The following is a 25,288-nucleotide window of genomic DNA, read 5'->3' as shown; positions in this document are numbered from 1 at the left end:
AGTGAAAAAATGGCAGCTTATATCAGTGAGGGATTTTTATGTTTTGGAAAAAGGGTAAAAGCATTGCTAATGATAGTAGTGACACACAACAACCTGTGCAAAGGAAGATATCACTAGACTCTCTAAAACAGGTTTTAGACAATATGGACGATGTAGAGATAATCGAACGCACTACACTTAACGATCAAAAAGTTGTCTTTATCTATTTAAGAACCTTAATTGACCAGGATCGTTTGAATGAATCGATAATAGAACCTGTTATCCAATGTCCACATGCCATGATTTACGAAAGCATAGCCACACCTAATGTAATGAAGATCCAATTACTTGAAGAGGCACAGAAATTACTCCTCACCGGTGCTGTACTTCTGAATGATTGTATCCAAGAACAATGGTTGGTCATTCCTCTTCCTAACGAATTAAGTAGGGGGATTGAAACCTCTGAAACAGAAACAATTTTATACGGTGCAAAAGATAGTTTCACTGAACAATTAGAACCAAATATCACCCTCATACGCAGAAGACTTCCTATTACTGAATTAAAAACAGAGAAATATAAAGTAGGTTCATTAAGTGAAACAACGGTTGTCCTAATGTACATAGACGGGTTAACCAATCCTGAATATATATCAATAGCAAGAAAGAAAATCTCTGAAATTAACTTTGATTTATTTTTCGATTCATCCCAGGTAGCGGCATTTATGGAGGAACATCATCACAGTATTTTTCCACAATTCCAACAAACTGACCGCCCAGATGTTTGTGCTTATTCCTTAGGGCTCGGTAAATTAACTATCTTGGTAGAGAACACACCGTTTGTATTAATTGCACCAATCACCTTTTTTCACCTTTTCCAATCACCTGAGGATTATATTAATCGTTGGCCGGTTGCAAGTTTTTTAAGACTTATTCGATATTTAAGCTTTTTTCTGTCCGTCACACTGATACCATTTTATGTTGCACTAACAACCCACCATTATCAAATGATTCCCTTACAAATACTATTTGTTATAGTGGAATCTAGAAGTAAACTACCTTTTACACCATTTTGGGAAGCAATAGTGATGTTAACTATTCTTGAAATCATAAAAGAAGCGAGTTTACGGATGCCGACCAAATCAAGTCAAACCTTAGGGGTGATTGGTGGTATAGTTATCGGTCAAGCAGCGGTTCAAGCGGGTTTTGCGAGCAAAGTATTAATTGTATTAGTTTGTATTTCAACCATCTCCTCATTTTTAGTACCAAACTATTTGATGACGAAGGCAAATACACTCATTCAATTTGGTTTTCTTCTCCTTTCATCCTTTTTTGGTGTTTTTGGCATTGCCATGGGAGCAATTGCCATTTTGGCACATCTAAATGGTCTTACTTCCTTAAAACAACCCTATTTTTCACCAATCGCTCCATTTTACTGGAAGGACTGGATCGATCTCTTTATTAGAGGGCCTTTAATAAACATGAAATCCCGTCCGGATCATTTACACCCTTTACAGAAATGGAGATACAAACGAAGGATGTGATTCAAAGTTGACCACATTTTCCTTATTTGATAAATCATCTAAATTTGACGGAATCTATGCCTTTTTCATCGTCAACCGTTTCCAAATGCTTTACCTATTTCTTTTAATGCCTACCTACTTATTACACCCGTTTATGATTTGGGGCATTGTTGCAATGGCAATCTTTTCCCAACTCAATATAAGGCTGTTATGCAAATGGCTAGAATCAAATTATGCTAAAAAGGGATATCAAGGTTTTGTAGAGCTTTTTGGTGTTCGAATGGTAATGCTTTTAACTTTTATAGGCCTTATATTGATACTAATCAAAATAACGGTGATCACACTCGGATACTTAGAAGTCATTCATGATTTTATTTTCCCATCAATGAATTCAAATTGGATTATTTTTTTCATTCTTCTTACGAGCTCCTATGTTGCTTCACTAGGAATGAAAAATACCATACGGTTTGTGGTAATTGTTTTTTTATGTGTTTTTTGGATAATTTTTTTATATTTTCCCTTTTTTATTCCACCAATCGCTGCATTACATGATTTGTATCCCTTGATACCAACAAATTGGACAACTGATTCATGGAAAGGATTGTTACTCATTTGGTCTTCATATTCAGGACCAGAGTATTTAATCTGTTTAATTCCTTGGATCAAACCACAACAAAAAATGAGTAAATATTTAACCTATGCGAATGCTCTTTCTACTTCAGAGTATTTGCTATTGTTTATTGCGAGTTTATTCTTTTTCGGTTCAAATTATTTAAGTAAAAGTAAATACCCTATTATTCATATGATTCGATACTTACAATCTCCCATGTTTGAACGACTGGATATTATCCTGATTTCACTACATATGTTTTTATTGGTGTTTGCTTTATCAATTTTCTTGTTATGTATATATGGGGCTACAAGAATCATCCTAAAAAAAACAAGTACCCAACCTTCACGTATGGGTTTTGCTGTCACTTGTATTATGTTATTTCTCTGCTTTGTAATTGTGAATAATTGGATTTGGTCTATTGAAACCAAACAGAATATTCTCCTGAATATTCAAATTTGGTTAAGTGGAATAACTTACTTTATCGTCCCAACATTCTTGCTCCTATTGACAAAGCTAAAAGGGCGTGTAAAAGCATGAGACGAAAGAAAATGCTTTTAGTTTGGGGAATCTTTGTTTCATTAGTCATGATTCCAGGATGTGCCCCATATGTTGAGAACAATACAATTGAAGATATTGCCCCTGTCACTTTTTGGTCAATTAGTAAAGGCGAAAAAGGAAAAATAAAAATGAGTACATTAGTCCCTCCATTAGTAAATGAGCCAAAAAGCTTATTAACACTAGATGTTGATCTCCTTAAACAGGGAGGAAAAGACTTTAATTTAAGATATTATCGTGAATTGAAGGTTGGACAACTCCGTTTGTTTTTAATTCATGAGGAATTAGCGAAACAAGGGATTATTCAGTTGATTAACACTCTATTGACAGACTATGATATTTCGCAACGAATGTATTTAGTCATCGTTAAAGGTAATTTTGACGAATATATTAACAGACAAGCAAAGAAGCAAGAAAACCTTGATTATTACCTGTATCGGATGCTAAGACACTATGAGAGGAAAAAACAAGGTGAAATGACCATTGTCAATTTGCATGAATATAAAAATAAGCTGTTTTCACCATTTTCAGATCCCGTTCTTCCTGTTTTCAAAGTAGCGAAAGATAACTTTACTTACGAGGGGACTGCTTTTTTTAGCAATGATAAATTAATAGAAATGGTCACAAATACCGAAGATCAAATATTTCAACTTCTTGACAATGATCACTATTTGAAGTTTTTCCCAATAACCAAATTAGATGTGGTTATTGGACATCTACGCTCAAGAGTAAATGTGGATTTGGATAAAAATCTTTCCCTAGTTACAATAAACGTGAAACTAAATGGAAGAATTGAGGAATATCAAGGTAATAAAAATATCCTCAACGGAAATGAACTGATGCAGCTTCATAAGGAAATTGAAACTGAATTAGAAATGAAAACTACGGGCCTCATAAAAAAAATGCAAGAGCTGAAGGTGGATCCTCTTCAAATCGGGACACACACCCTTAGCCCCTTTTCCAAACCCATCAGCGAAAAGGTATGGTTAGCCGCTTGGGGAAAAATGAAAATAAAAGTTAATTATCAGCTTTATTTTGAGGCATTACAAAATACTAAAAATAATTATTAAATTATCATGAAAAGAGGTTGACCCCCTTGGCCGGAGTCAACCTTAGATTACCAGTTAAAATTTACCTAATCGACTCTTGTCTTACTAAAGGATTCAACCCAGCAGTTTCCATATAATCTTTCCCCCAGTTATACATAGCATCGAGAATCGGCATCAAGCTTCTTCCTTGTTCAGTAAGGGAGTATTCTACTTTTGGAGGAACCACGGGATAGACTTTGCGTTTTACAATCAAGTCTTCTTCCAGTTCTCGCAATTGATTAACTAGCATTCTCTGCGTGATCCCTGGCATAAGAGCTTTCAGTTCACCAAATCGCTTCGTTCCCTCTTTTCCTAGATGCCATAGTATAAGCATCTTCCATTTACCACCGATAACGGAAAGAGTTAATTCTTTTTCACAATTAAACATCTTATCCTGCATTCGTGACATTTCACTTCACCTCCATATTTATTATAACCCACAGTATACTTTTTTCACTATATAAAATAAAAGTATGTACTTGTAATATCCTTCCATACATTATATATTAGCAGTGAATATATAATTCTATTCTGCTGTTCAAGAAAGGAGTTAAAGAATGATGGAACAATTTAAAGCATTGATGGTAGATAAAAATGAAAACGATTTTTCTGTTCAAGTCAAAAATATTACCTTAAATGAGTTACCTCAAGGTGATGTTTTAATCAAGGTTTCTTATTCAGCGATTAACTATAAAGACGGTTTAGCTAGTATTCCGAATGGAAAAATCGTCACAACCTATCCCTTTATTCCAGGTATTGATTTAGCAGGTGTAGTCGTATCGTCTCAAGATCCACGCTTCCGCGAAGGAGATGAGATCATAGCAACAAGCTATGAAATTGGGGTATCCCATTATGGTGGTTATAGTGAATATGCCCGCATTCCTGGTGATTGGATTGTCCCTTTACCTGAAAATTTAACGTTGATGGAATCAATGATTTTGGGGACAGCAGGTATTACTGCAGCCCTCTCCATTCAAAGGTTAGAAGATAACGGTTTATCGCCAGAAAAGGGCAAAGTCCTTGTCACTGGAGCTACTGGTGGGGTAGGAAGTTTAGCTGTTTCCATGCTTTCAAAAAGAGGATATGAAGTTGTCGCTAGTACGGGTAAAAATTCTGAGCATACTTTTTTACATAAGCTCGGTGCAAAAGAGATTATCTCTCGTGAAGATGTCTTTAATGGTAAAATAAAAACTCTTGATAAACAAAATTGGGCTGCAGCGGTTGATCCAGTCGGAGGAGAGACACTTGCATCCATCTTAAGTAAAATCCAATACAATGGTTCTGTTGCGGTCAGTGGTTTAACTGGTGGAGGAAGCGTTCCTACCACAGTGTTTCCGTTTATTTTACGTGGCATAAACCTTCTCGGTATTGATTCTGTTTATTGTCCAATGGATGTTCGGCAAGAACTATGGAATCGCATGGCAACCGATTTAAAACCTTCTACTCTTTCTGAAATTATACAGAAAGAAATTACACTTGAAGAATTACCTGAAAACTTGCCTACTATTTTAAAAGGCCAAGCAAGAGGTAGAATCATTGTAAAGATATAAAAAACATAAGAGAGGGACTCAAAGTCTCTCTCTTATGTTCTTACCTTCTTAACATGACAACATTTTTTTCTTGATCTAAAGTGATCACCAAGTCAGTCATTCCAACAAACAACCCATTTTCAACGACTCCCGGTATCATGTTAAGCATTCGTTCTAACATTTCAGGCTGAACGTGCTCAGGAATTTGGCAGTCAAAAATATAGTTCCCATTATCAGTAATAAACGGAGTTCCACCGTTTAATCGAATTTCCGGGACTAAACCAATGGCTCTAATATGTTTTTCTGTCATTTCATAACCGAACGGAATAACTTCTACAGGCAATCGAAACGCACCTAATTTCTCTACCCTTTTAGATGAATCTGCTACAACAATAAATATTTTAGCTGCTCTCGCTATGATTTTCTCTCTTAAAAGTGCGCCGCCACCACCTTTGATCAGTTCTAATTCTGAATTGACTTCATCTGCTCCATCAATAGCAATATCTATACTTTCTATTTCACTAAAGCTAGTAAGTGGAATGCCTAATTCTTTAGCCAATTCTTCCGTTTGAACAGAAGTTGGAATACCTTTAATGAAAAGGCCTTCCTTCACTAGCTGACCAAGCTTTTGTATGGTATAAAAAACTGTCGAACCCGTACCAAGCCCCACAACCATGCCATCTTTAACAAACTCTGCTGCTTTTTCACCGACTATTTGTTTTTCATCCATTTTTGCACCTACCGTAATATTTTTTCACATTACTTCATTAATATTGGCTAGAAATACGGATTTCATTTTTATACTTTGAATTTTACCCTTAATCCATTTTTTCCTAAACCAATTAACATTTGCAGCATATGATCTTGAAACATGTCGCGAATAGCACCAGCTTGATCATAATAACCAGCTCTCTCTTCAACCCCAACTGTATCCTCTCCCTGGCCATAACAAACTTATACAGAATTGAAGAAATGCGAAATTTCACATTGCCTTGTTATCACTAAAATAATAGTAAATAAGCGGATTTTTTCATAGTATACTTTTTAACACTATGTAAAATAAAAGTGCGTACTTTCAATTTTAAATCATACGTTGTATACTTGTAATTGTTCAGCGAGAGGACATGATATCCCTTATTGCTGGCAGGTACAGATAATGCACTATAAGGATAATATTACTGTAAAAGTTTATTACCCTTTGGAGACATTATCACTTTACAACAATAAAATAATTATAGGAGTGAATATAGATGGAATTACAATTAGCATTAGATTTAGTCAATATCCCAGAAGCAATTGAGCTGGTAAAAGAAGTAGAGGAACATATTGATATCGTTGAAATCGGTACACCGGTTGTAATCAATGAAGGTCTTCATGCTGTAAAAGCAGTTAAAAAAGCATTCCCTAACTTAAAGGTATTAGCAGACCTAAAAATCATGGATGCAGCTGGTTATGAAGTAATGAAAGCTTCTGAAGCAGGTGCAGATATCGTCACAATTCTTGGAACTGCTGAAGATATGTCAATCAAAGGTGCTGTTGAAGAAGCGAAAAAACAAGGTAAAAAAATCCTTGTTGATATGATTGCTGTAAAAGACCTTGCTGGACGTGCAAAAGAAGTAGACGCTATGGGCGTTGATTATATTTGTGTTCATACTGGCTACGATCTTCAAGCAGTTGGAAAGAACTCTTTTGAAGATTTACAAACCATCAAAGGTGTTGTAAAAAATGCTAAAACTGCAATCGCAGGTGGTATTAAGTTAGACACACTTCCAGAAGTCATCAAAGTACAACCAGACCTTGTCATTGTAGGTGGCGGGATTACTGGACAAGCTGATAAAAAAGCTGCTGCTGCCAAAATGCAACAAATGATTAATCAAGGGTAATTCAGATCATGAATACAACTCAATACCTAGCTGAAATCATAAAAGAGTTAAATCGCTCCCTAGATTTAATTTCGAATGATGAAGCTGAAAAATTAGTTAATGGGATTCTTGAATCAAAAAAAATCTTTGTTGCAGGCGCAGGTAGATCTGGATTTATGGCCAAATCATTCGCCATGCGAATGATGCACATGGGGATAGATGCCTATGTGATTGGCGAAACAGTAACCCCTAACTTTGAAAAAGATGACATCTTAATCATTGGATCAGGTTCAGGAGAAACGAAAGGTTTAGTTTCCATGGCTGAGAAGGCAAAAAGCATCGGTGGGACGATTGCAGCTGTAACCATTTTCCCTGAGTCCACTATTGGACAATTAGCGGATATCACAATTAAGTTGCCTGGCTCACCTAAAGATCAGTCGGAGAGTGATTTTAAGACGATTCAACCAATGGGCTCATTATTTGAGCAAACACTTTTACTATTTTACGACGCTGTGATTCTTCGGTTCATGGAGAAAAAAGGTTTGGATACCAATAAAATGTACGGTAGACACGCGAACTTAGAATAAATATATTATTCCTCGAGTTCTAAATAGGAAAGACCGCAAGCTGTTTCCATGCAAGATTGCGGTCTTTCTGTTAGAATGAACTACTTCAATTTGTAATAATTTTAGGAGTGATAAAATGATTTCTTTAAATGGAAAAACTGCAATAGTTACTGGCGCAGGAAGAGGCATTGGACGTGCTACTGCTATCGCCTTAGCAAAAGAAGGCGTTCATTTAGGCCTAATCGGCTTAAATATGTCTAATCTAGAAAAGGTTTCTGCTGAACTAGCACAATTTGATGTAAAGGTTTCTGCAGCAACAGCAGATGTGACCGATCTTGAATCCGTTACCCATGCTGTTGAACATATCAAATCAGACTTAGGCCCAATTGATATCCTAATCAACAATGCTGGTGTTGCTAAATTTGGTGGGTTCCTTGATCTAACACCAGAAGAATGGGAAAAAATCATCCAAGTCAATTTAATGGGTGTGTATAATGTAACAAGAGCAGTATTACCAGGAATGATCGAAAGAAAATCAGGAGATATCATCAATATCTCTTCATCTGCTGGCCAAAAAGGTGCTCCTGTTACAAGTGCTTACAGTGCTTCTAAATTCGCTGTTTTAGGGCTAACAGAATCACTTATGCTAGAAGTAAGAAAACATAATGTCCGTGTTACTGCTTTAACACCAAGTACGGTCGTTACAGATTTAGCCATTGATACAAATCTTGTTAAAGGCAATGAAGAAAACGTGATGCACCCAGAAGACCTTGCAGAATTAGTCGTGGCTAGTTTAAAATTTAATCCAAGAGTATTCGTTAAAACAGCTGGATTATGGTCAACAAATCCATCATAAAACGAAGCAGATCCAGTGGGGTCTGCTTCTTTAGTTCGTACAAAATACTCTATATGTATCAGTGATACAAGGACATTACTTTCTCTAAATCAACAATTAACTGGTTAACTTCATTCTGTGCTAAGCGTACAAGCATTTGATCGTATAAAGTAATAATTTGTCCATCCTCTTCATGCTGATGTTTTTTTAAATAATGATAAATATTATTTAACTGGTCTTCATTAAGGACCGACTCTGTTTCGAAATTCTTAACTTTCTGTAAGGAAAATTCATTGATAGTCGAATCAAATTCACCTGCAATAATGTTCCCTTTCACGAACATCCTCTCACTCCTCAAAGTCAGTATAGGATAGTTTTCCCACATAATATGTTAAATAAATCTTTACTCCTCAAATTTAAAGAATATGAGGGCTTTTCAAATGTTCGATAGAATATCTTTTATTCTATTGAATAGTATCGTTGTACTGTGCAGTAGTGGGTAAACGAAATAAGAATCAGAAATCATTTCAAACTTCCCCTAAATTTTCATAACATTAAAATTAGGTTAGGTGTTGACTTTGTTCCCACATACCATATCCGTTGAGTGTATGTGACAACACAAGAGATTTCTGGTGAGTTTATTCTTTCTTAGGGAGTTCAACAGTAAATGAGTCTACCATTTTGCAGTTCTTGGGAACATGTCCACCTGAATAGGCGCACTAGGGAACAAGTTCATGATACTCACCGCAAATTAGAATTTTAAGTGCCCACTTTTATTGAATGGTATATAAACTATCGACATTCAATTATTACATCTCTTCCACAGATTTTACACACTTGGTCTGTTTCAAAATCATTATCAAGTTTGTCCATGTTGGCAGCACCAATGAATATCAGTTCATAGTTCTCATAATGACAGTAGGGGCAAGTATAATTGAGGTTAACTAAACCTCCAGTTGCATCTTTACTAACATCAAAATTTGTTGCAATAGTTCTCTTCCCCATAATTAGTCCTCCAAATTCATTTCATCCAAGCAAAGCCTCTTTTCAGGCTTAAATTAAATTGTAAATATTGCGAACACTATCAAACTATCTTCTACGTTTATAATCTCGAAACCATTAATCACATCTCTAGCGGGACCAAGGGGACTTTCCCCCTGGATTTTCTTGTTCAGGGTAAAATTTGCAATTATCAACTATGTAGAATAATTAATCATCTTCGCCAAAACCGTATTTAATATTCTCATGTCCACAGTGCCGGCATGTGACGTATGCATAAGCATTATCTCCGTCTTCCCAAGGAAGAGTTAAGTCGCCGCCAGACAACGATTTTTGACAGTTTTCACATGTAACCATTATATCACCTCCTCATATCTTATTCTTTACGCAAGCAGATGCCTTTGTGTAAGCGTTTACCATATTTGATGTCCTTCTAATGAATATCCATATTTTGACGCTCGCTCCACTTTGTTAATCGACGGATTCCAGCCTTAAAGAAGATTTCGAATATGTTCTCTAACGTTGATCGTATTAGCAATGGAAATTTACTCATGATACTTTTTTTAATAGGTTCTGAAACTAACGGACTGACATTAATCTTCATACTAAAATGATAACAGAAAATAACAATTTATTGTTCTAATTATTCATAAATATGGAATTATTCCCCTGAAAAAGAAAAGTACCATGGTTGTATATGGTACCTTTGAAGCAATCTTCTTTTTTCGATATCATTGTTATAAATGCACACTAGCAGTAATAGTACAAACTTAAAATTTGTTGCTGCGCAGTATGAGTCTACTACGCAATTCAAGAATTTGTTTAGCACGTTTGCAGAAGACCTATTTTATTGAAAGTCAATCTAAATTTTATAACAATTTTGATTATCAAAACTATGGTTTTATATCTTTTACACCAGAAAAATGCTGTGATAAATCATCTGTCATTCTTTGGTACACTATTTGTTATTTGGTGTAATGGCATTGTCGAGTTGATATATTTCAATGGCTGTAGTCACTTGAGTACTGATAATACATAGATATACATAAATACATTGCTTGAAACAGCCAAACAAAGGAATGTATGATTGACTATGACCCAACTTATTTAAAAAATAATAACAAAGATTTCTTCTCTAAAAAGCTATATAACACTGCTCAAGCTAATTGGCGGTAATATGTTCTTTATTATTTTTAGATAGGCGGTAATATGAACGTCTATGGATAAAGAAGAACAAAAAGCTTCATTAAAGTATCAGAAAGAACTGTTTTACAGATACGTTATGGAGCAAGGATGGGACATATACGATTTTTATGTGGATGTCCAAACGGGAACTACTGCAAAGAGGAAAAACCTTCAAAAGATGATACAAGATGCTCAAGAGAAAAAGTACGATATCATCTTAGCTTATCACGCTAGATAATGCCATTAATACTTTAGCAGGAAACACTAATATGGTTGGTTTATACGCTTGGATGTATGAACAAGAGTCTCAAAATACAAGTAACCGTGTTAAAGAAACCTTGCGCACCCGTGCAAAAAAAGGGCTTTACAAAGGTTCTAATGCCCCCTACGGATATGAAGTTCAAGAAGGCAAACTTGTTATTAAAGATGACAATACACCAAACATCGTTAGAAGAATTTCCCAAGAGTACTTGTCTGGAAGTGGTCGTGATAGTATCGCAAAGCGATTATACAATGAAGGCATCCCTACACCTGATGACGTAGCTGGCAAAAAGAACGCAAGTGATAAATGGAATGATTCGACAATTAGACTTATTCTTACCAACCCTCACTACGTAGGTGACTTAGTACAGAATCGTTCAACTACAGTAAGTGTGACAAGTAAGAAGAGAAAAAAAGTTGAGTCAGAAAAACAAATAATTGTTAGAGATGCTCATATAGCAATAATCCCACGTGATATGTTTGATGCCGTTCAGCAACAAATGAAGATTAGAACAAAGTATATTACAGCACCTAAGAAGCACCTATTTACCAACATTCTTTTTTGCAAAGACTGCGGTACAGGAATGTGGTACAGGAGTAATCGTGAAGGCTATATTTGTGGGAGTTATGCACGTCATGGTAAAAAAGCTTGCAGTAATCATCTTATTAAAGAGAACTTACTGAAAGATACAGTCCTAACTGACATCCAGAAGTTAGTGAAACAAATTGACAAGAAGCAATATTTAAATAAATTAGAAGCTCAATCAAAAAAATCGAAGCAAAACATTCAAAAACGACTTGAGAAATTAGACAAGAAACTCGAGATCATAAAGGGTCGAAAAAGAAAGTATATCAATATGTTAGCCGAAGAGATAATTACTCAAGAGGAATACCGTGAAAATATAGAAGCTAATAATACGGAAATTAACGAGTTAGTGGAAAAGAAGAACAATCTTTTAACAGCGATGGAAAGTGAACAAACGGCGGATAGCATTGAGAAGTTAAAACAAGAATTACTTCAATTTCTAAATTTCGATGAATTAACACCCGAGATTTTGCACCGCTTTATAAATCGTATTGAAGTAAAGGATGATAGAACACCTTTCATCCACTATCGTTTTTCGGCTTCCATACCTGACTAAAACGCAGCAGAATCCCCTATTTGGGGTCTGCTGCTTCTTTTAAAACTATCTGCGAGACGCACTCAACGTGTGTGGAATGTATGTGGCAATACAAGGATGCTGGTGGGTTTATTACATTCTTAAGACCTTTTTCTTTCAGAAAACAGACTTTATCAAAACAAAAGTTGCCGGCTGCAAAGGAACTTGAAACTGAATAAAATAAGTACACATGAGTTGATGTGATTCATTTTTTCTCTAACTTTTTGAGTGTTACATCATTTCACTGTCCTCGTCCCATCAACATTCTTTTCCAAAGTTATCAAGCAATGCACGCACTTCATCTGTTGATTTCGTGTTCATCAATTGATTTCTTAATTCACCAGCTCCACGGAATCCTTTGACATAAATTTTGAAAAAGCGATGAAGCCCTGTGATTGAACGTGGCAGTGCTTCTGCATATTGATCTTGAAGATCAAGCTGCAGTCTTAAAAGATCAAGGTATTCTTTACTGCTATGCTCTTTTGGCTCTTTTTCAAAAGCAAAAGGATTTTTAAAAATACCTCGCCCGATCATAACGCCATCAATACCATATTGTTCAGCAAGCTGCAGCCCAGTTTGACGGTCAGGAATGTCCCCATTGATTGTTAGCAGCGTATTTGGTGCGATACGGTCACGTAATTTTTTGATTTCCGGAATTAGCTCCCAATGCGCATCTACTTGGCTCATTTCCTTTCTTGTACGTAAATGAATAGAAAGGTTCGCTATATCCTGTTTTAAAATATGCGTTAGCCACTCCTCCCACTCCAGAACCTCCTTATCGCCAAGTCGTGTTTTCACGCTGACAGGCAGTCCGCCCGCTTTTGCTGCTTGAATAAGTTCTGCCGCAACGTCTGGACGCAGAATAAGGCCACTACCCTTCCCTCTCGATGCCACATTCGGTACAGGGCAGCCCATATTAATATCGATGCCTTTAAATCCTAGCTCTGCCATGCCAATACTCATTTGACGGAAATATTCGGGATTATCCCCCCAAATATGTGCCACCATTGGCTGTTCATCTTCTGTAAAAAGCAAACGGCCACGTACACTTTTCATGCCCTCTGGATGACAATAGCTATCCGAGTTTGTAAACTCTGTGAAAAATACATCCGGTCGACCGGCTTCACTTACTACGTGACGAAAAACAACATCTGTCACATCTTCCATTGGTGCAAGTACAAAAAATGGTCGTGGTAAATCACGCCAAAAATTATCTATCATTTCAAACTCAAATCCTCTCACTATGGATACAACTTCAAACTCTCGGTCAAAAAATATAAAGCCAAATGTTCCACTTCTTTTACACTTATATCATGCTTAATAACTTATTTTCAAACACAAGTACATTTGGACATTTATAATTTGTGAAAAACTATTGTGAAAATAAGGCAATGTTTATTTTAACGAAAATCGGTCCTGAATGGTATTTTTATAAACAAAAAAGCAGATGGTATAGATTTTTTCTATATCAACTGCTTTTCTATTATACCAACTCCAACCGCGCGACCGCTTCACAATGTGTCGTCATCGGAAACATATCCACTGGCTGCACTTCCACGGTTTTGTAGCCGCCATCTTCTAGAATCCGCAAATCCCGTGCCAATGTCGCCGGGTTACAGGAAACATACACAACCTTCTTTGGTTTCATTTCAATAATCGTTTGCAGGAGGGCTTCGTCACAGCCTTTGCGCGGCGGGTCAACCATTAAAACATCGGCATTGTTTCCTTCTTTATACCACTTCGGAATCACGACCTCCGCTTCACCAGTTGCAAATTCCGCATTCGTAATACCGTTCAATTCTGCATTCCGCTTTGCATCCTCAATCGCCTCTGGGACCACTTCTACACCGAAAACCTTGCGTGCCTTTTGTGCTAAAAATAAAGAGATGGTTCCAATGCCGCAATACGCATCGATCACTGATTCTTCACCGCTTAGTCCCGCATATTCAAGCGCCTTATCATATAAAACCTTTGTCTGCACAGGATTGACTTGATAAAACGACAGCGCGGAAATTGCAAACTGCACGTCGCCAATGTAGTCATAGATGACTTCAATTCCCCACAGGACGGTCGTTTTTTCCCCCATAATCACGTTGGTCCGCTTCGAATTCACATTATGAACAATCGACTTTACTTTCGGCAGCCGCGCAATAATTTCCTCAACCAATCTATTTTTCTGAGGAAGATCTGCTGTTCTTGTAATGATCACCACCATAAGCTCGCCCGTCTGCTGACCATACCGTGCCATGATGTGTCTAAGAACACCTTTATGCGTCTCTTCATGATAAGCGGGTATGGAAAGTTCGCTGCATATCGACTTTACAGTTTGTACCGCTTCATTAACTTCCGGCAGCTGAATCAAGCTCTCATTTGTATCGACAATTTCATGGCTCCTCGGTTTAAAAAATCCGGCGATCAATTTACCATCCTTTTCGCCTACAGGTACCTGGGCCTTGTTCCGATAATGCCATGGATTGTCCATGCCTAAAATCGGATGAACAACTACATCCTCTAATTTACCGATTCGAGTGAGGACTTGCCGAACCTGATTCTCTTTGTACTTCAACTGACCTTCATAGCTAATATGCTCGAGCTGGCAGCCGCCGAATTTATGCCGCTCGCTGCTAGCAATGTCTACTCGGTATGGGCTTTTCTCATAAAGCTCGATCAGGCGGCCAATCCCATAGCCTTTGCCGGTCTTAATCACCTTAACTTTTGCTTTCTCGCCAGGCAGGCCGTTTGAGACAAACAGCGGATAACCATCCACCTTCGCTACTCCTGCCCCATCATGGGTTAAATCTTCAAAGACAACATCTATATACTCATTTTTATTTACTGGTAATGGTCTGCTCATCCGTTTCTTCCTTTACTCATTTTGACTAGCTAAGATTGTAACACAATGACAGGTTAATTGCGAAATCTGCCATGCTGCCAGAGCCCTTTTTCAAAAAAAATTAAAAAAATTGTCAGAATATTTTTGTTTTCAAATATAATAAAAGTGTATATGATTAAAACAATCTCATTGGAAGGAGTGGATACCGATAAAGATTATAAAGACCCTTTCCATTCCCTTGCTACTTGCCTTCCTTGCATTCAACTTTTTACACTTTTCGAACTTTATTCCGCACTCACATTCTGAAATCAAAGGAATCATCCACTTAGATGATTCAAAGGTGAAGTCACAGTTGGACGATGAGAAAAAACAATTATTTGACCTGCAAGTATTATTCCTGTTTTCCTTCATCATTTTAACAGTTGTCATTCCACCCATTTTTTGGTTTTTTAAGCTTAACAGAAATCAGATTTTTCTCATACCCAAATTCCATCAATCGAACTATTTAATCCTCCCTCCCGAATCTTAAGAAAAATCATTAATAAGGGAGGAAATAATATGTGGATTCGTTTTGTTCTTATTGGATTCTTTTCGTTATCAGCGGCGGGAATGCTCACCTACCAGGGCATTGAAATTTTCCATGCTTTTATGGAATACTTTAAACAAAAATAAAAAAAAGGCAGATTTAAAGGAAAAATGTTCCTTTAGGTCTGCTTTTCTTTTTACGTATCATAATAATTATTTAATTTCTTATACTTCTTATACTATAAGAAGAGATCTCAACCAGAGGTCTTTTCTGCGATAAAAATCCAGAACTGTTATACTTAATTATACTGTTATAAAAACTAGAGGTGGAAATGGCAATGATAAAAATCATTACAGACAGTTCAGCTGATCTGCCTGCGGAATTTATAGAGCAATATGATATCACGATGGTCCCTTTGATAGTCACGATTGGGGAACACGATTATTTAGAAAAAGTTGATCTTACACCAAAAGAATTTTTTACGAAAATGTTTTCTACAGATGCCCTGCCGAAGACATCCCAACCCTCCCCCGCCTCATTTGCAGAGGCGTTTACCAAATATGGTGGTCCGGACACGGAAATTCTCTGCCTTACCATCTCATCAGGGCTTAGTGGTACCTATCAATCAGCATGCATCGGAAAAGAATTATCTAATGTAAAGGTTACAGTATTTGATACTTTAGCAGGCTCATTAGGACATGGTCTCCAGATTATCCGTGCTGCTGAACTTGCCGGTCAGGGACATACAATAGAAGAAATCGTCAAAGAGTTAATCGCTTATCGGGATAAAATGAATATCCTTGTCCTTTTAGACACATTAGAAAATATCGTAAAAGGCGGACGATTAAGTAAATTTCAAGGATCACTTGCCAAAATTCTCAATATCAAGGTGATTTTAGAAAGAGTCACCGGAGGGAAAGTAGAAATTCTTGAGAAAATACGCGGGAAAAAGAAGTTTCAAAAGAGAGTTCTAGAAATCATTCAGGAAAGAGGAACAGATTTTTCTAACCTGACATTTGGGATCACACACACAGGAAATGTAGAAGATGCCGAGGCCATCAAACAAGAGCTGATCAAGCAGTTTCACCCAAAAGCAGTAATTATTAGTTATATGGGCGCTACAATGGGAACGTATGCCGGTAAAGACGGAATGATCATTTCTTTCTGATTGACGTGTCTGTCTGTTGCGAACCCCATTTTGTCGATTGGATTCTCGCGGGATACAATAATAACACATCAAAGGCGCAGTCTAAACATGACTGCGCTTGATTTTACGATTTTGCTTCATATTACATTCCTAAAAAAGTGAAACAGAGAACCGTCCATTTAAATAGTATATATAAAATCCTCAGGTATGACCCGCCTTAAGAACTGCTGCGTTCTTTCTTCTTTGGGTCGTGAGAAAATTTCCTTAGGGGTATTTTGTTCTACGATGACACCCCCGTCCATAAAGATCACTCTGTTTGCTACGTCTTTTGCGAAAGACATTTCGTGGGTGACAACCAGCATGGTGGTTCCTTCTTTTGCGATGGTTTTCATCACGGTTAATACCTCGCCGACTAATTCTGGATCGAGGGCCGAAGTTGGTTCATCAAATAAAATAATATCTGGATTTAACGCAATGGCTCTTGCAATGCCTACCCGCTGCTGCTGGCCACCGGATAGCTCGCTGGGGTAGGCATTCAATTTATCTGCCAAACCGACTTTCACCAATGCCTGTTTGCCGATCTCATTGGCTTCCGCTTTCGGAACTTTTCTTCCAATAATAAGACCTTCTGTCACATTCTCTAATGCGGTTTTATTATTAAACAAATTATAATTCTGAAACACAAAAGCGATCTTTTGCCTGATTTGATGAATTTGCTTTCTGGAGGCAGAGTTGAGGTTTACATCAATATCCCCAAAAATAGCCTGCCCTTCATCCGCCCGCTCAAGAAAGTTGATGCAACGGAGTAAGGTCGTTTTCCCAGAGCCACTTGGGCCCAGAATGACGACCACATCCCCCCTATCAATCTTTAAATCTACTCCTTTCAAAATCTCATTCTTTCCAAAGGATTTATGGATATTCTTAATCTCTAACATGTGTTTTGCCTCCCATCATGATCTTAGGCACTGGCTTCTTTATACTTCCGTAACCGTTTTTCATACAGCTTAAATAAGTATTCCACTAAACTGCATAAAAGGAGATAGACGAGAAAGATATCAATGTACGCTTCTATATAATTGTAGCCAACATTGGCTGCTACTTGGGCTCTTAACGTAATCTCTTTCAATGACAACGCATAGCCCAAAGAGGTAGCTTTAATGAGATTGACCGTTGCTGTACAAATATTGGGCAATGCCACCACTAATGTCTGTGGAATGATAATTCTTCTAAATGCCTGCACATTGTTTAATCCAACGGAATAAGCGGCCTCCAACTGACCCTTGCTTACCGTGCTAATAGCGGATCGAAATACTTCTATTAAAATAGCAGTGGTATTCAAGGAAAAAACAATGAATGCGTACCAAATCGGATTGATATCATAAATACTAGTTTTAACATGATATTTTTCAAAAATTGGTGTCAATAGTAAGGGGACACTTGTAAAAATAATAAAAATTTGCACAATAACAGGTGTCCCTCTGACAAACGAAACATAGACACGCGCAAGCTGGCTGATGACGGGAATTCGATTAATCCGGAATAATGCGAGTAAAAATCCCAAAGGCAGAGCAACCAGCATTGAAACAATCGTAATGATCAATGCTGTAGGCACTCCTGATAATGCTGTCAAGAAGGTTTTAACTAAAAACTGATAATCTAATCCGACTGACACTCTGTCACCCCCTTATGTTGTGTTGATCATCTGTTTGCCTTTACTGAATATTTTTTCTAATTTGAAGAAGAATTGTTCAATTAATATCGATAGAACCCAGTATATAAGCGATAGGGCAAGATAGATTTCTAAGGAATGAGAATTATAGTTATTTGAAACGATAAGACTGGCTTTTCCCATGATATCAACCAGCCCAATGGTATAGGCTAACGATCCTTCTTTCATTAGTTCTAGGAAGCTGTTGCCGAAATTGGGCAATGCTACTACGAAAGCCTGCGGTAAAACAATTCTTCTAAATGCCTGCGCGGGACTAAGTCCGACACTAACAGCTGCCTCATATTGACCTCTGTCAATCGCTTCATAGGCTGTTCTCATCACCTCAGACATTAATGCCCCAAATTGAAGAGAAAAGGTGATTATCACAAAGACAGCGGTATGAAGATTATTCAGGTCTGGACCAAATGGACTGATTATGGCTGGAAGTCCGTAATAAACCAAAAATAACAGAACGATGGATGGTGTACATCTTAAGATGGTGGTATACCCATTGGCGATCTTTTTTGCCATTTTACTCGTTCCCAGCTTCATCAGGGCTAAGATAAAACCTAAAATCGTTCCGAACAAAACCGATAGACCCGCAACCATAAATGTTACTTTTAAAAATGGAATAAGCTGTGGCAGGGCATTCCAAATGTAGGTAACATCAAAATACTTTTGCATGTTCCGCCTCCATTTAGATTGTTACCTTTTTACAGTATCCAATAGTTTAAATAAATCATTATTGTAAAACTTAACCATGATCTCGTTTGTCTTCTTTTCCTCTTTTAGTTTCTTAATGGCTTGATCATAGGCATCGGCAAATGCTTGTTCTTTTTTGTTGAATAATGGCCACGTTTTTACAACCGTAAACTCATTATAGATAACGTCATCCGCTAAATTATGATAAGGGCCATCATTAGCTAGAACTTGCTTTTCGTACGTTGCACCTAAATATATGCCTCCATCTACACGCCCCTCATTTACCCATTGAACGACATCCACTGTGAAGGCATCTCCGGCTTCCAGCTTAACCTTATTGTCAGGGTTGGCTTGGTTATATTCATCCACAATCGTATATTGAGCATTACTTGCCGCAATCGGAGCTAAAGAAAGCTTAGCTTTCGCAAAATCTGATAAATCTTTAATATCTTTCTTTTCCTTTTTTAACAATAGGCCGACGCCGCTAAGTCCGAGGAATTCTTTAGGGAAAATATAATTCTTTGTTCTTTCCTCTGTGAACCAGGCATTTTTTACCCCGGCTTGGTATTTTCCTTGCTGCACCCCTACTAATAAATCCTCGCTTGTTGTTGGCACATATTCAAATTCGTATTCCGGCAGTGCCTTATCTACTAATTTCATGACTTCAATTTCATATCCCGTTGGATTACCCTTTTCATCTACGTATCCTATCGGTTTTCCACCTTGGTCAAATGCTACCTTTACCTTTCTTACTTCTTTCCCAGAATCAGCTACATCTGATTTTGCTCCGGTTTTGGTGGTTGAGCCGCACCCTGCGATTAGGGTTATTAATGCTATTCCTGTGCCGGCAATTTTTAAAAACTTATTCATTTTCATTGTCATTTCCTCCCTGAGATTCATATTGTTGAATAGCGGTTTGAGCTAATTTTGAAATGGTTAGATCATCCATTGGCGGATTGTGCAGGCCTGCCCGGACATCCCGGTAATAACGCTGCAGCGGATTGGTCAGTTGCAAGCTTTTCGCACCAACTAATCGCATAGCTTTGTCGACGACCGTAATCGCTGAATTGGTCACGATATGTTTGGCAACAAGTGCTTCATTTGTAATAGATTTATTACGATCCTTATCCATAAAAGCTTCTGCAGCACCATACAGGGCAAATCTAGCTTTGTATAATTCCAAGTCGATCTCGCCTAATAATGCCTGCACATTTGGAAGCCCGGCGATAGTACCCTTTATACTATTGGGTGAATGGGTATTGGCAAATTCCAGTGCATAGTCCCTGGCCGCCTGTGCGATACCTAAATAGGCTGCAGGAATCAGCAGACCCCAGCCATTCAGTTTGAAACCCGTATTGTAACTTGGAATTTCCACTAAGTCAGATTCATCCACTACCACGTTTTCTAATACTAGATCATGGCTGCCAGTGCCACGCATGGCAATCACATTCCAATTTTCTTCGATGGATAGACCTTTAGCTTCTTTTGGAATAAGGAAAAAGCCTGTGGTTTCTTTTTCTTCCATCCAAGCAGAGGTTAGGAAGTAATCTAGTTCCGGTGAGCAGGTTGTATAATTCTTACGCCCATTAATTATCCATTTTCCATCTATTTGCTTTGCAGTTGTTCCCGGACGGCCGCCGCGAATTGGGCTTCCCATAGCCACTTCACTCACCGCCCGGTTAATGATGGCGCCTTTGTTCACTTCTTCAGCAAAAAAGGCTAGATTATCCGGGTCCCAATAGCGATTTTCAAATAATTCTCCGACGGTCATTAATGTCCAGCCAATCGAAAGCGCGGTGCTGCCATCATAACTTCCCAGTTTTTCCTGCAAAAGAATGGCATCATAGAGAGAAAATCCAGCCCCGCCGAATTCTTCCGGCAGCGTTACCTTGGTGTAACCAATTTTGCGTAAGGCTTGAATATTCTCATGAGGAAAATTCCCTTCCTTGTCAAAGGTCGCGGCCTTTTCTTTAAAATCCGCTTCCAATGGGGACAGGCGCCCAAGCCACTCACGTTGTTTGCTATTTTGAATAAATATTTCCTGCATGCTGTTGCAGCCTCCTAATTGTAAAAATAAAAAGACTGCTCCCGTTATAACGGAAGCAGCCTTCAGTTGACTGATAAGCTAAGCTCATAAGACTAAATGTACTATTCAAAATATTTATTTTCTATTTATAGAGTAATCGCATTAATCCAATAAGTCAACTAGGGTTTTGTTCTTTTGTTAAAAAATTTGATTTGACTATTAATATTAGAATTCAATCATCCTGACGATACCGATCCTTATTTCATCACCTATGATTCACAACCACCTATGCTATTTCATACACTATTCAAAAAAATGGGAGTTGTTTTTCATGGCGCAATGGATTAATGTATCGACAGCGAAGCATCAATTGAAACTTTTTGATGGAAATAGGCTTATAAAAACTTATCCTATTGCAGTTGGAAAAATATTGACCCCCTCACCTCCCGGGACATACACGATCATCAATAAACAACCTCATCCTGGCGGACCATTTGGAGTGCTATGGATGGGCTTATCTAAACCGCATTACGGAATCCATGGAACCAATAACCCAGCATCCATCGGTAAGAATGTCTCACATGGATGTATTAGAATGTTTAACCATGATGTTCTAGATTTATCATCAAGAGTTTCAATTGGAACTCCTGTTGTTATTCATAAATGACTCTGTATATCGTGCTCATCTTTACTACATAGTTGGAGGGCATTGCGTCGTTGTGGCGGGACTACGTGGATCTTTCAGTTCTAACTTTAGACAAACCTCTAAGTAGATATACAAAAAGACGCCCTTCTTAAGGACGCCCGACTACTGCTTATTCTTTCATCGCTGCAACTTTCTCTTTCACTTCTTCAATGTTTTTCATCTTGTTATCCCAGCACTTTTGACTTAAGTCGAGTGGATAGTCTTCTGGATTCATAATCCGCTTATACTCGTCCCATAACGCATCAAGATTTTGCTTCAGATACGCGCGGGATTCTTCAAGACAAGGAATTTCATAAACGAGATCACCATTCGTAAAAATATCTTCATGGAGCTCTCTTGCCGTAAAGTTCGTAACCACCTTGTTAATGTAGGTATGGGTTGGATGGAACATCCGGAGCTGTTTTTCCGGTAGTTTTTCATCCTCCATTGCGATATAATCACCTTCGGCATGGTGGTTCGTATTATTGATAATCCGGTATATTCTTTTCATCCCGGGAGTCGTCACTTTATCCGGATTAGAGGAAATCTTAATCGTATCCTCCATTTTACCGTTCTCATCTTCGATTGAAACAATTTTATATACAGCACCGAGCGCCGCTTGATCGTAAGCAGTTATTAGCTTTGTGCCAATTCCCCAGCTCTCGATTTTAGCACCCTGCGCTTTTAAGTTGATAATGGTGTGCTCATCTAAATCGCTTGAAGCAAAAATCTTAGCATTTTTATAGCCAGCCTCATCAAGCATTTTACGCGCCTCCTTTGAAAGGTAGGCAAGGTCGCCGCTGTCAAGGCGGATCCCGATAAAATTAATCTTATCCCCCAGCTCTTTTGCCACCTTAATGGCATTAGGTACACCAAGACGGAGGGTATCATACGTATCTACTAAAAAGACACAGTCTTTATGCGTTTCCGCATATTTATGAAATGCCTTATATTCATCTTTATAGGCTTGGACCATTGAATGGGCATGTGTTCCAGCAACAGGAATGCCAAACAGTTTCCCGGCCCTTACATTGCTTGTCGCATCAAAGCCGGCAAGATATGCTGCTCTCGTTCCCCAAATCGCTGCATCCATTTCCTGTGCCCGTCTTGTCCCAAATTCCATCGCCACTTCACTGCCGACAACTTGTTTGATTCTGGAGGCTTTCGTAGCAATTAATGTTTGGTAATTCACAATATTAAGCAAAGCCGTTTCAATTAACTGTGCTTCACCCAGAGGGGCATCAACCCGTAAAATGGGCTCATTGCCAAAGACCAGCTCGCCTTCTTTCATGGAACGAATGGAGCCAGTAAACCTTATGTTTTTTAGATATTCTAGAAAATCGTCCTTGTAACCTACTTCATTTTTCAAATACTCTAGATCTTCTTCGCTAAAGCGGAAACCTTGAATAAACTGAATGATTTTTTCTAAGCCAGCGAAAACAGCATAGCCGTTTCCGAAAGGAAGTTTGCGGAAAAATAGCTCGAAGACCGCACGTTTATTATGTATGCCATCTCTCCAATACGTCTCTGCCATATTAATCTGGTATAGATCGGTATGCAGAGTTAAACTATCATCATGATAAATGTGTTTCATAATTCGACCTCCGAAATACTATTACAACTTTTCACCATTATAACCCATAATACCATAAATGGAAACTCGTCGATTGGCGAGTCCTATAGGACGAAGACAGAGGCTCAGTTAAATTTATGAGAAATAGGAAAGTATACATTTTTGGGGAAAATGTATACTTTCCTATTAGCTTAATAAGTCTATTTAACTATAGCTCCAAGCGATTGTTCAAAATGTCCCAGAGCCCACTCATGTCCCGCTGGATTAAACGATGCAACGGCATCCTTGTAAACAACAATCTTAAATCCTTTATTGTACGCATCAACGGCCGTGTGAAGCACGCAAATATCGGTGCAAACACCAACCAAGTGAACCTCAGTAATTCCGCGCTCTCGTAATTTAATTTCAAGATCCGTACCAGCAAATGCCGAGTATCTTGTTTTATCCATAAAGGCAACATTTTCACGCTGTTTATTCTCTTCATATACTCGTTGGAGTGCACCATATAAGTCCCGGCCAGAGGTGCCGCGTAGATTATGCGGCGGGAACAGCTTCGTTTCTGGATGATATTCGTCCCCTTGATCATGGACGTCAATGGCAAAAACAACGTAGTCGCCATTTGCAATAAACTCTTTAGTCAATTCAACAATTTTCCCCTCAATCGCCTGCCCAGGCTCGCCACAGGTTAACGCCCCCGCATCCGCAACAAAATCATAGGTGTAATCGATATTAATGAATGCCTTCATACCACATCGCCCCTTTAACTGTCTTGACTGATGTCTTTAATTCATTATACACAGAAGTCTGAACCGCTGAAACTATTTAATGCTTATGCGACAAAAAAGCTCGCTCCAATCGGAACGAACTTCACTTTAGCTATATCTTTTTCCCGACTCCCAGTCTGTCGGCCGGTCATTCGGACGAATATTATCCAGGGGCACGAACACCTCTAAATGGCGGTATAGATTCTCAAACTCCGCCGGCAGAAGGCCGCCGAACTCGCCATCTAAATTTAACTGCACTTTTTCATCAGAATAAACCTTTATCCGATTTGCCTGTGTGTAGATTACATTCGGGTCATTCACATGTTCACCGCGAATTGCTAACGTTGCAATCCGGGTAAACTCCGCAAGATTTACTTTTTTCAAAATCAACAGAGAAAACAAACCATCATTAATGGAGGCGTCAGGTGCGAGCTTTTCAAAGCCACCAATCGAATTGGTCAGCCCGACCAGAAACATCATCGCTTCCCCTTCAAAAAGCTTCCCGTCATATTCAATCTTGAGATCCGAGGCTTTAATCGAAGGAAGCATTTCCATTCCTTTTAAATAGTAGGCCAGCTGGCCGAGCATCGTTTTTAATTTGCTTGGTACCTCGTATGTAATCTCGGTAATTCTACCGCCACCCGCAATATTAATAAAATAGCGATCATTAATCCGGCCAATATCTACGGGAATTAATTCCCCTTTCGTGATTATATCCACAGCACTCCCAACATCCCTGGGAATATGAAGGGCTCGGGCAAAATCATTCGTTGTGCCAGCCGGAATAATGCCTAATTTTGGACGATATTCCTGCGCAGCCAGGCCGTTTACGACCTCATGAATCGTTCCATCGCCGCCGGCTGCAATGACAACATCGTACTGGCGCTCGACAGCTATCCGAGCTGCATTCGTGGCATCACCCGCACCCGTCGTTGCATGACAAGATGCTTCATACCCGGCAACCTCTAATTTTCCAAGAATTTCCGGCAGATTCCGCTTCAGAACTTCTCGTCCTGATGTAGGATTGTAAATAAGTCTTGCTCTTTTCATCATCATCATCCTATTTATTAAATAACAATGGCTTTGTCAATTCAATATTCTACCAATTATTATCATCGCTTACAAACAAATTGAAAAGCCATAAGAAGTATTATCTCCTTCAACGTCCGTAT

The 25,288-nt window shown here is 38.3% G+C and carries 26 protein-coding genes and 1 pseudogene; 11 read left to right on the top strand and 16 right to left on the bottom strand.

Annotation, left to right across the window (positions count from 1 at the left end):
• Positions 1-38: 38 nt before the first annotated feature.
• The 3 genes from ACIQXV_RS14310 to ACIQXV_RS14300 are packed head-to-tail and all read left to right on the top strand — an operon-like array spanning position 39 to position 3,737.
• Positions 39-1,520 carry a spore germination protein gene (locus ACIQXV_RS14310; RefSeq protein WP_402959891.1) on the top strand — a complete coding sequence of 494 codons (1,482 nt, stop codon included), beginning with the start codon at positions 39-41 and terminating at the stop codon, positions 1,518-1,520.
• A gap of 7 nt (positions 1,521-1,527) precedes the next feature.
• Entirely contained in the window at positions 1,528-2,649 is a 1,122-nt protein-coding gene (locus tag ACIQXV_RS14305; protein WP_402959890.1) for a GerAB/ArcD/ProY family transporter, read from the top strand.
• Positions 2,646-3,737 (top strand): Ger(x)C family spore germination protein, encoded by a 1,092-nt coding sequence (locus tag ACIQXV_RS14300; RefSeq protein ID WP_402959889.1) that lies wholly within the window; start codon positions 2,646-2,648, stop codon positions 3,735-3,737. Before ACIQXV_RS14305 ends, ACIQXV_RS14300 begins: the two co-directional genes overlap by 4 nt.
• Before the next feature lie 61 nt (positions 3,738-3,798).
• On the opposite strand, the gene hxlR is transcribed toward ACIQXV_RS14300, so the two are convergent.
• Positions 3,799-4,164 carry a transcriptional activator HxlR gene (gene hxlR, locus ACIQXV_RS14295; RefSeq protein WP_026566634.1) on the bottom strand — a complete coding sequence of 122 codons (366 nt, stop codon included), beginning with the start codon at positions 4,162-4,164 and terminating at the stop codon, positions 3,799-3,801.
• Between the two features lie 148 nt (positions 4,165-4,312).
• Here hxlR and ACIQXV_RS14290 point away from each other — a divergent pair, with 148 nt between their 5' ends.
• Positions 4,313-5,305, top strand: coding sequence for an NADPH:quinone oxidoreductase family protein (locus ACIQXV_RS14290; protein WP_402959887.1), 993 nt, complete (start codon positions 4,313-4,315; stop codon positions 5,303-5,305).
• Between the two features lie 40 nt (positions 5,306-5,345).
• On the opposite strand, the gene rpiA is transcribed toward ACIQXV_RS14290, so the two are convergent.
• Both rpiA and ACIQXV_RS14280 read right to left on the bottom strand, forming a co-directional pair.
• Positions 5,346-6,014: a ribose-5-phosphate isomerase RpiA gene (gene rpiA / locus ACIQXV_RS14285; RefSeq protein WP_402959885.1), complete on the bottom strand. Its 669-nt coding sequence runs from the start codon at positions 6,012-6,014 to the stop codon at positions 5,346-5,348.
• A gap of 95 nt (positions 6,015-6,109) precedes the next feature.
• Positions 6,110-6,217 (bottom strand): annotated as a pseudogene (locus ACIQXV_RS14280) (hypothetical protein); the annotation flags it as partial.
• Between the two features lie 317 nt (positions 6,218-6,534).
• Between ACIQXV_RS14280 and hxlA the strand changes: the two are divergent.
• The 3 genes from hxlA (at position 6,535) to ACIQXV_RS14265 (ending at position 8,568) form a co-directional block, all read left to right on the top strand.
• Positions 6,535-7,167, top strand: coding sequence for a 3-hexulose-6-phosphate synthase (gene hxlA / locus ACIQXV_RS14275; RefSeq protein WP_133370872.1), 633 nt, complete (start codon positions 6,535-6,537; stop codon positions 7,165-7,167).
• A gap of 8 nt (positions 7,168-7,175) precedes the next feature.
• Positions 7,176-7,733 carry a 6-phospho-3-hexuloisomerase gene (gene hxlB / locus ACIQXV_RS14270; RefSeq protein WP_402959882.1) on the top strand — a complete coding sequence of 186 codons (558 nt, stop codon included), beginning with the start codon at positions 7,176-7,178 and terminating at the stop codon, positions 7,731-7,733.
• Positions 7,734-7,848: 115 nt separating this feature from the next.
• Positions 7,849-8,568 (top strand): 3-ketoacyl-ACP reductase, encoded by a 720-nt coding sequence (locus tag ACIQXV_RS14265; RefSeq protein WP_402959880.1) that lies wholly within the window; start codon positions 7,849-7,851, stop codon positions 8,566-8,568.
• Positions 8,569-8,626: 58 nt separating this feature from the next.
• On the opposite strand, the gene ACIQXV_RS14260 is transcribed toward ACIQXV_RS14265, so the two are convergent.
• The 3 genes from ACIQXV_RS14260 to ACIQXV_RS14250 form a co-directional block, all read right to left on the bottom strand.
• Positions 8,627-8,890, bottom strand: a complete 264-nt coding sequence (locus ACIQXV_RS14260) for a hypothetical protein (RefSeq protein WP_026566627.1) — start codon at positions 8,888-8,890, stop codon at positions 8,627-8,629.
• Between the two features lie 449 nt (positions 8,891-9,339).
• Positions 9,340-9,552 (bottom strand): hypothetical protein, encoded by a 213-nt coding sequence (locus ACIQXV_RS14255; RefSeq protein WP_402959877.1) that lies wholly within the window; start codon positions 9,550-9,552, stop codon positions 9,340-9,342.
• A gap of 204 nt (positions 9,553-9,756) precedes the next feature.
• Positions 9,757-9,903, bottom strand: coding sequence for a hypothetical protein (locus tag ACIQXV_RS14250; protein ID WP_402959875.1), 147 nt, complete (start codon positions 9,901-9,903; stop codon positions 9,757-9,759).
• Between the two features lie 862 nt (positions 9,904-10,765).
• Here ACIQXV_RS14250 and ACIQXV_RS14245 point away from each other — a divergent pair.
• Together ACIQXV_RS14245 and ACIQXV_RS14240 are read left to right on the top strand one after the other, a co-directional pair.
• Positions 10,766-10,969, top strand: a complete 204-nt coding sequence (locus ACIQXV_RS14245; protein WP_402959873.1) for a recombinase family protein — start codon at positions 10,766-10,768, stop codon at positions 10,967-10,969.
• Positions 10,970-11,000: 31 nt separating this feature from the next.
• Complete coding sequence (locus tag ACIQXV_RS14240) at positions 11,001-12,134, top strand: recombinase family protein (protein WP_402959871.1); 1,134 nt, start codon at positions 11,001-11,003, stop codon at positions 12,132-12,134.
• A gap of 276 nt (positions 12,135-12,410) precedes the next feature.
• Here ACIQXV_RS14240 and ACIQXV_RS14235 read toward each other — a convergent pair whose 3' ends face one another.
• Complete coding sequence (locus tag ACIQXV_RS14235) at positions 12,411-13,394, bottom strand: tRNA dihydrouridine synthase (RefSeq protein WP_402959869.1); 984 nt, start codon at positions 13,392-13,394, stop codon at positions 12,411-12,413.
• Between the two features lie 241 nt (positions 13,395-13,635).
• A complete protein-coding gene (rlmD, locus tag ACIQXV_RS14230) occupies positions 13,636-15,006 on the bottom strand; it encodes a 23S rRNA (uracil(1939)-C(5))-methyltransferase RlmD (protein ID WP_402959867.1) in 1,371 nt (456 codons plus the stop codon).
• Positions 15,007-15,848: 842 nt separating this feature from the next.
• Here rlmD and ACIQXV_RS14225 point away from each other — a divergent pair.
• Complete coding sequence (locus ACIQXV_RS14225; RefSeq protein WP_402959865.1) at positions 15,849-16,679, top strand: DegV family protein; 831 nt, start codon at positions 15,849-15,851, stop codon at positions 16,677-16,679.
• A gap of 158 nt (positions 16,680-16,837) precedes the next feature.
• On the opposite strand, the gene ACIQXV_RS14220 is transcribed toward ACIQXV_RS14225, so the two are convergent.
• Genes ACIQXV_RS14220 through ACIQXV_RS14200 form a run of 5 tightly spaced genes read right to left on the bottom strand, consistent with a single transcriptional unit; the run spans position 16,838 to position 21,115 of the window.
• Entirely contained in the window at positions 16,838-17,593 is a 756-nt protein-coding gene (locus ACIQXV_RS14220; RefSeq protein WP_402959863.1) for an amino acid ABC transporter ATP-binding protein, read from the bottom strand.
• 23 nt (positions 17,594-17,616) lie between these two features.
• Positions 17,617-18,330, bottom strand: coding sequence for an amino acid ABC transporter permease (locus ACIQXV_RS14215; RefSeq protein WP_402959861.1), 714 nt, complete (start codon positions 18,328-18,330; stop codon positions 17,617-17,619).
• 12 nt (positions 18,331-18,342) lie between these two features.
• A complete protein-coding gene (locus ACIQXV_RS14210) occupies positions 18,343-19,050 on the bottom strand; it encodes an amino acid ABC transporter permease (protein ID WP_402959859.1) in 708 nt (235 codons plus the stop codon).
• Positions 19,051-19,071: 21 nt separating this feature from the next.
• Positions 19,072-19,944 carry a transporter substrate-binding domain-containing protein gene (locus ACIQXV_RS14205; RefSeq protein WP_402959857.1) on the bottom strand — a complete coding sequence of 291 codons (873 nt, stop codon included), beginning with the start codon at positions 19,942-19,944 and terminating at the stop codon, positions 19,072-19,074.
• A complete protein-coding gene (locus tag ACIQXV_RS14200; RefSeq protein ID WP_402959855.1) occupies positions 19,931-21,115 on the bottom strand; it encodes an acyl-CoA dehydrogenase family protein in 1,185 nt (394 codons plus the stop codon). Before ACIQXV_RS14200 ends, ACIQXV_RS14205 begins: the two co-directional genes overlap by 14 nt.
• 310 nt (positions 21,116-21,425) lie before the next feature.
• Here ACIQXV_RS14200 and ACIQXV_RS14195 point away from each other — a divergent pair, with 310 nt between their 5' ends.
• Positions 21,426-21,761 carry a L,D-transpeptidase gene (locus tag ACIQXV_RS14195; RefSeq protein WP_402959853.1) on the top strand — a complete coding sequence of 112 codons (336 nt, stop codon included), beginning with the start codon at positions 21,426-21,428 and terminating at the stop codon, positions 21,759-21,761.
• 148 nt (positions 21,762-21,909) lie between these two features.
• On the opposite strand, the gene ACIQXV_RS14190 is transcribed toward ACIQXV_RS14195, so the two are convergent.
• The 3 genes from ACIQXV_RS14190 to ACIQXV_RS14180 form a co-directional block, all read right to left on the bottom strand.
• Entirely contained in the window at positions 21,910-23,373 is a 1,464-nt protein-coding gene (locus ACIQXV_RS14190) for a nicotinate phosphoribosyltransferase (protein ID WP_402959851.1), read from the bottom strand.
• 179 nt (positions 23,374-23,552) lie between these two features.
• Positions 23,553-24,098, bottom strand: coding sequence for a cysteine hydrolase family protein (locus tag ACIQXV_RS14185; protein WP_402959849.1), 546 nt, complete (start codon positions 24,096-24,098; stop codon positions 23,553-23,555).
• A gap of 126 nt (positions 24,099-24,224) precedes the next feature.
• On the bottom strand, positions 24,225-25,166 hold the full coding sequence (locus ACIQXV_RS14180) for a diacylglycerol kinase (RefSeq protein ID WP_402959847.1): 942 nt from the start codon (positions 25,164-25,166) through the stop codon (positions 24,225-24,227).
• Positions 25,167-25,288: the final 122 nt, after the last annotated feature.

This window comes from Neobacillus sp. NPDC097160 (assembly GCF_044762155.1).
Classification (GTDB): domain Bacteria; phylum Bacillota; class Bacilli; order Bacillales; family Cytobacillaceae; genus Neobacillus.
The sequence above is the reverse complement of the archived record's forward strand: the minus strand, read 5'-3'. Positions and strand labels throughout refer to the sequence as shown.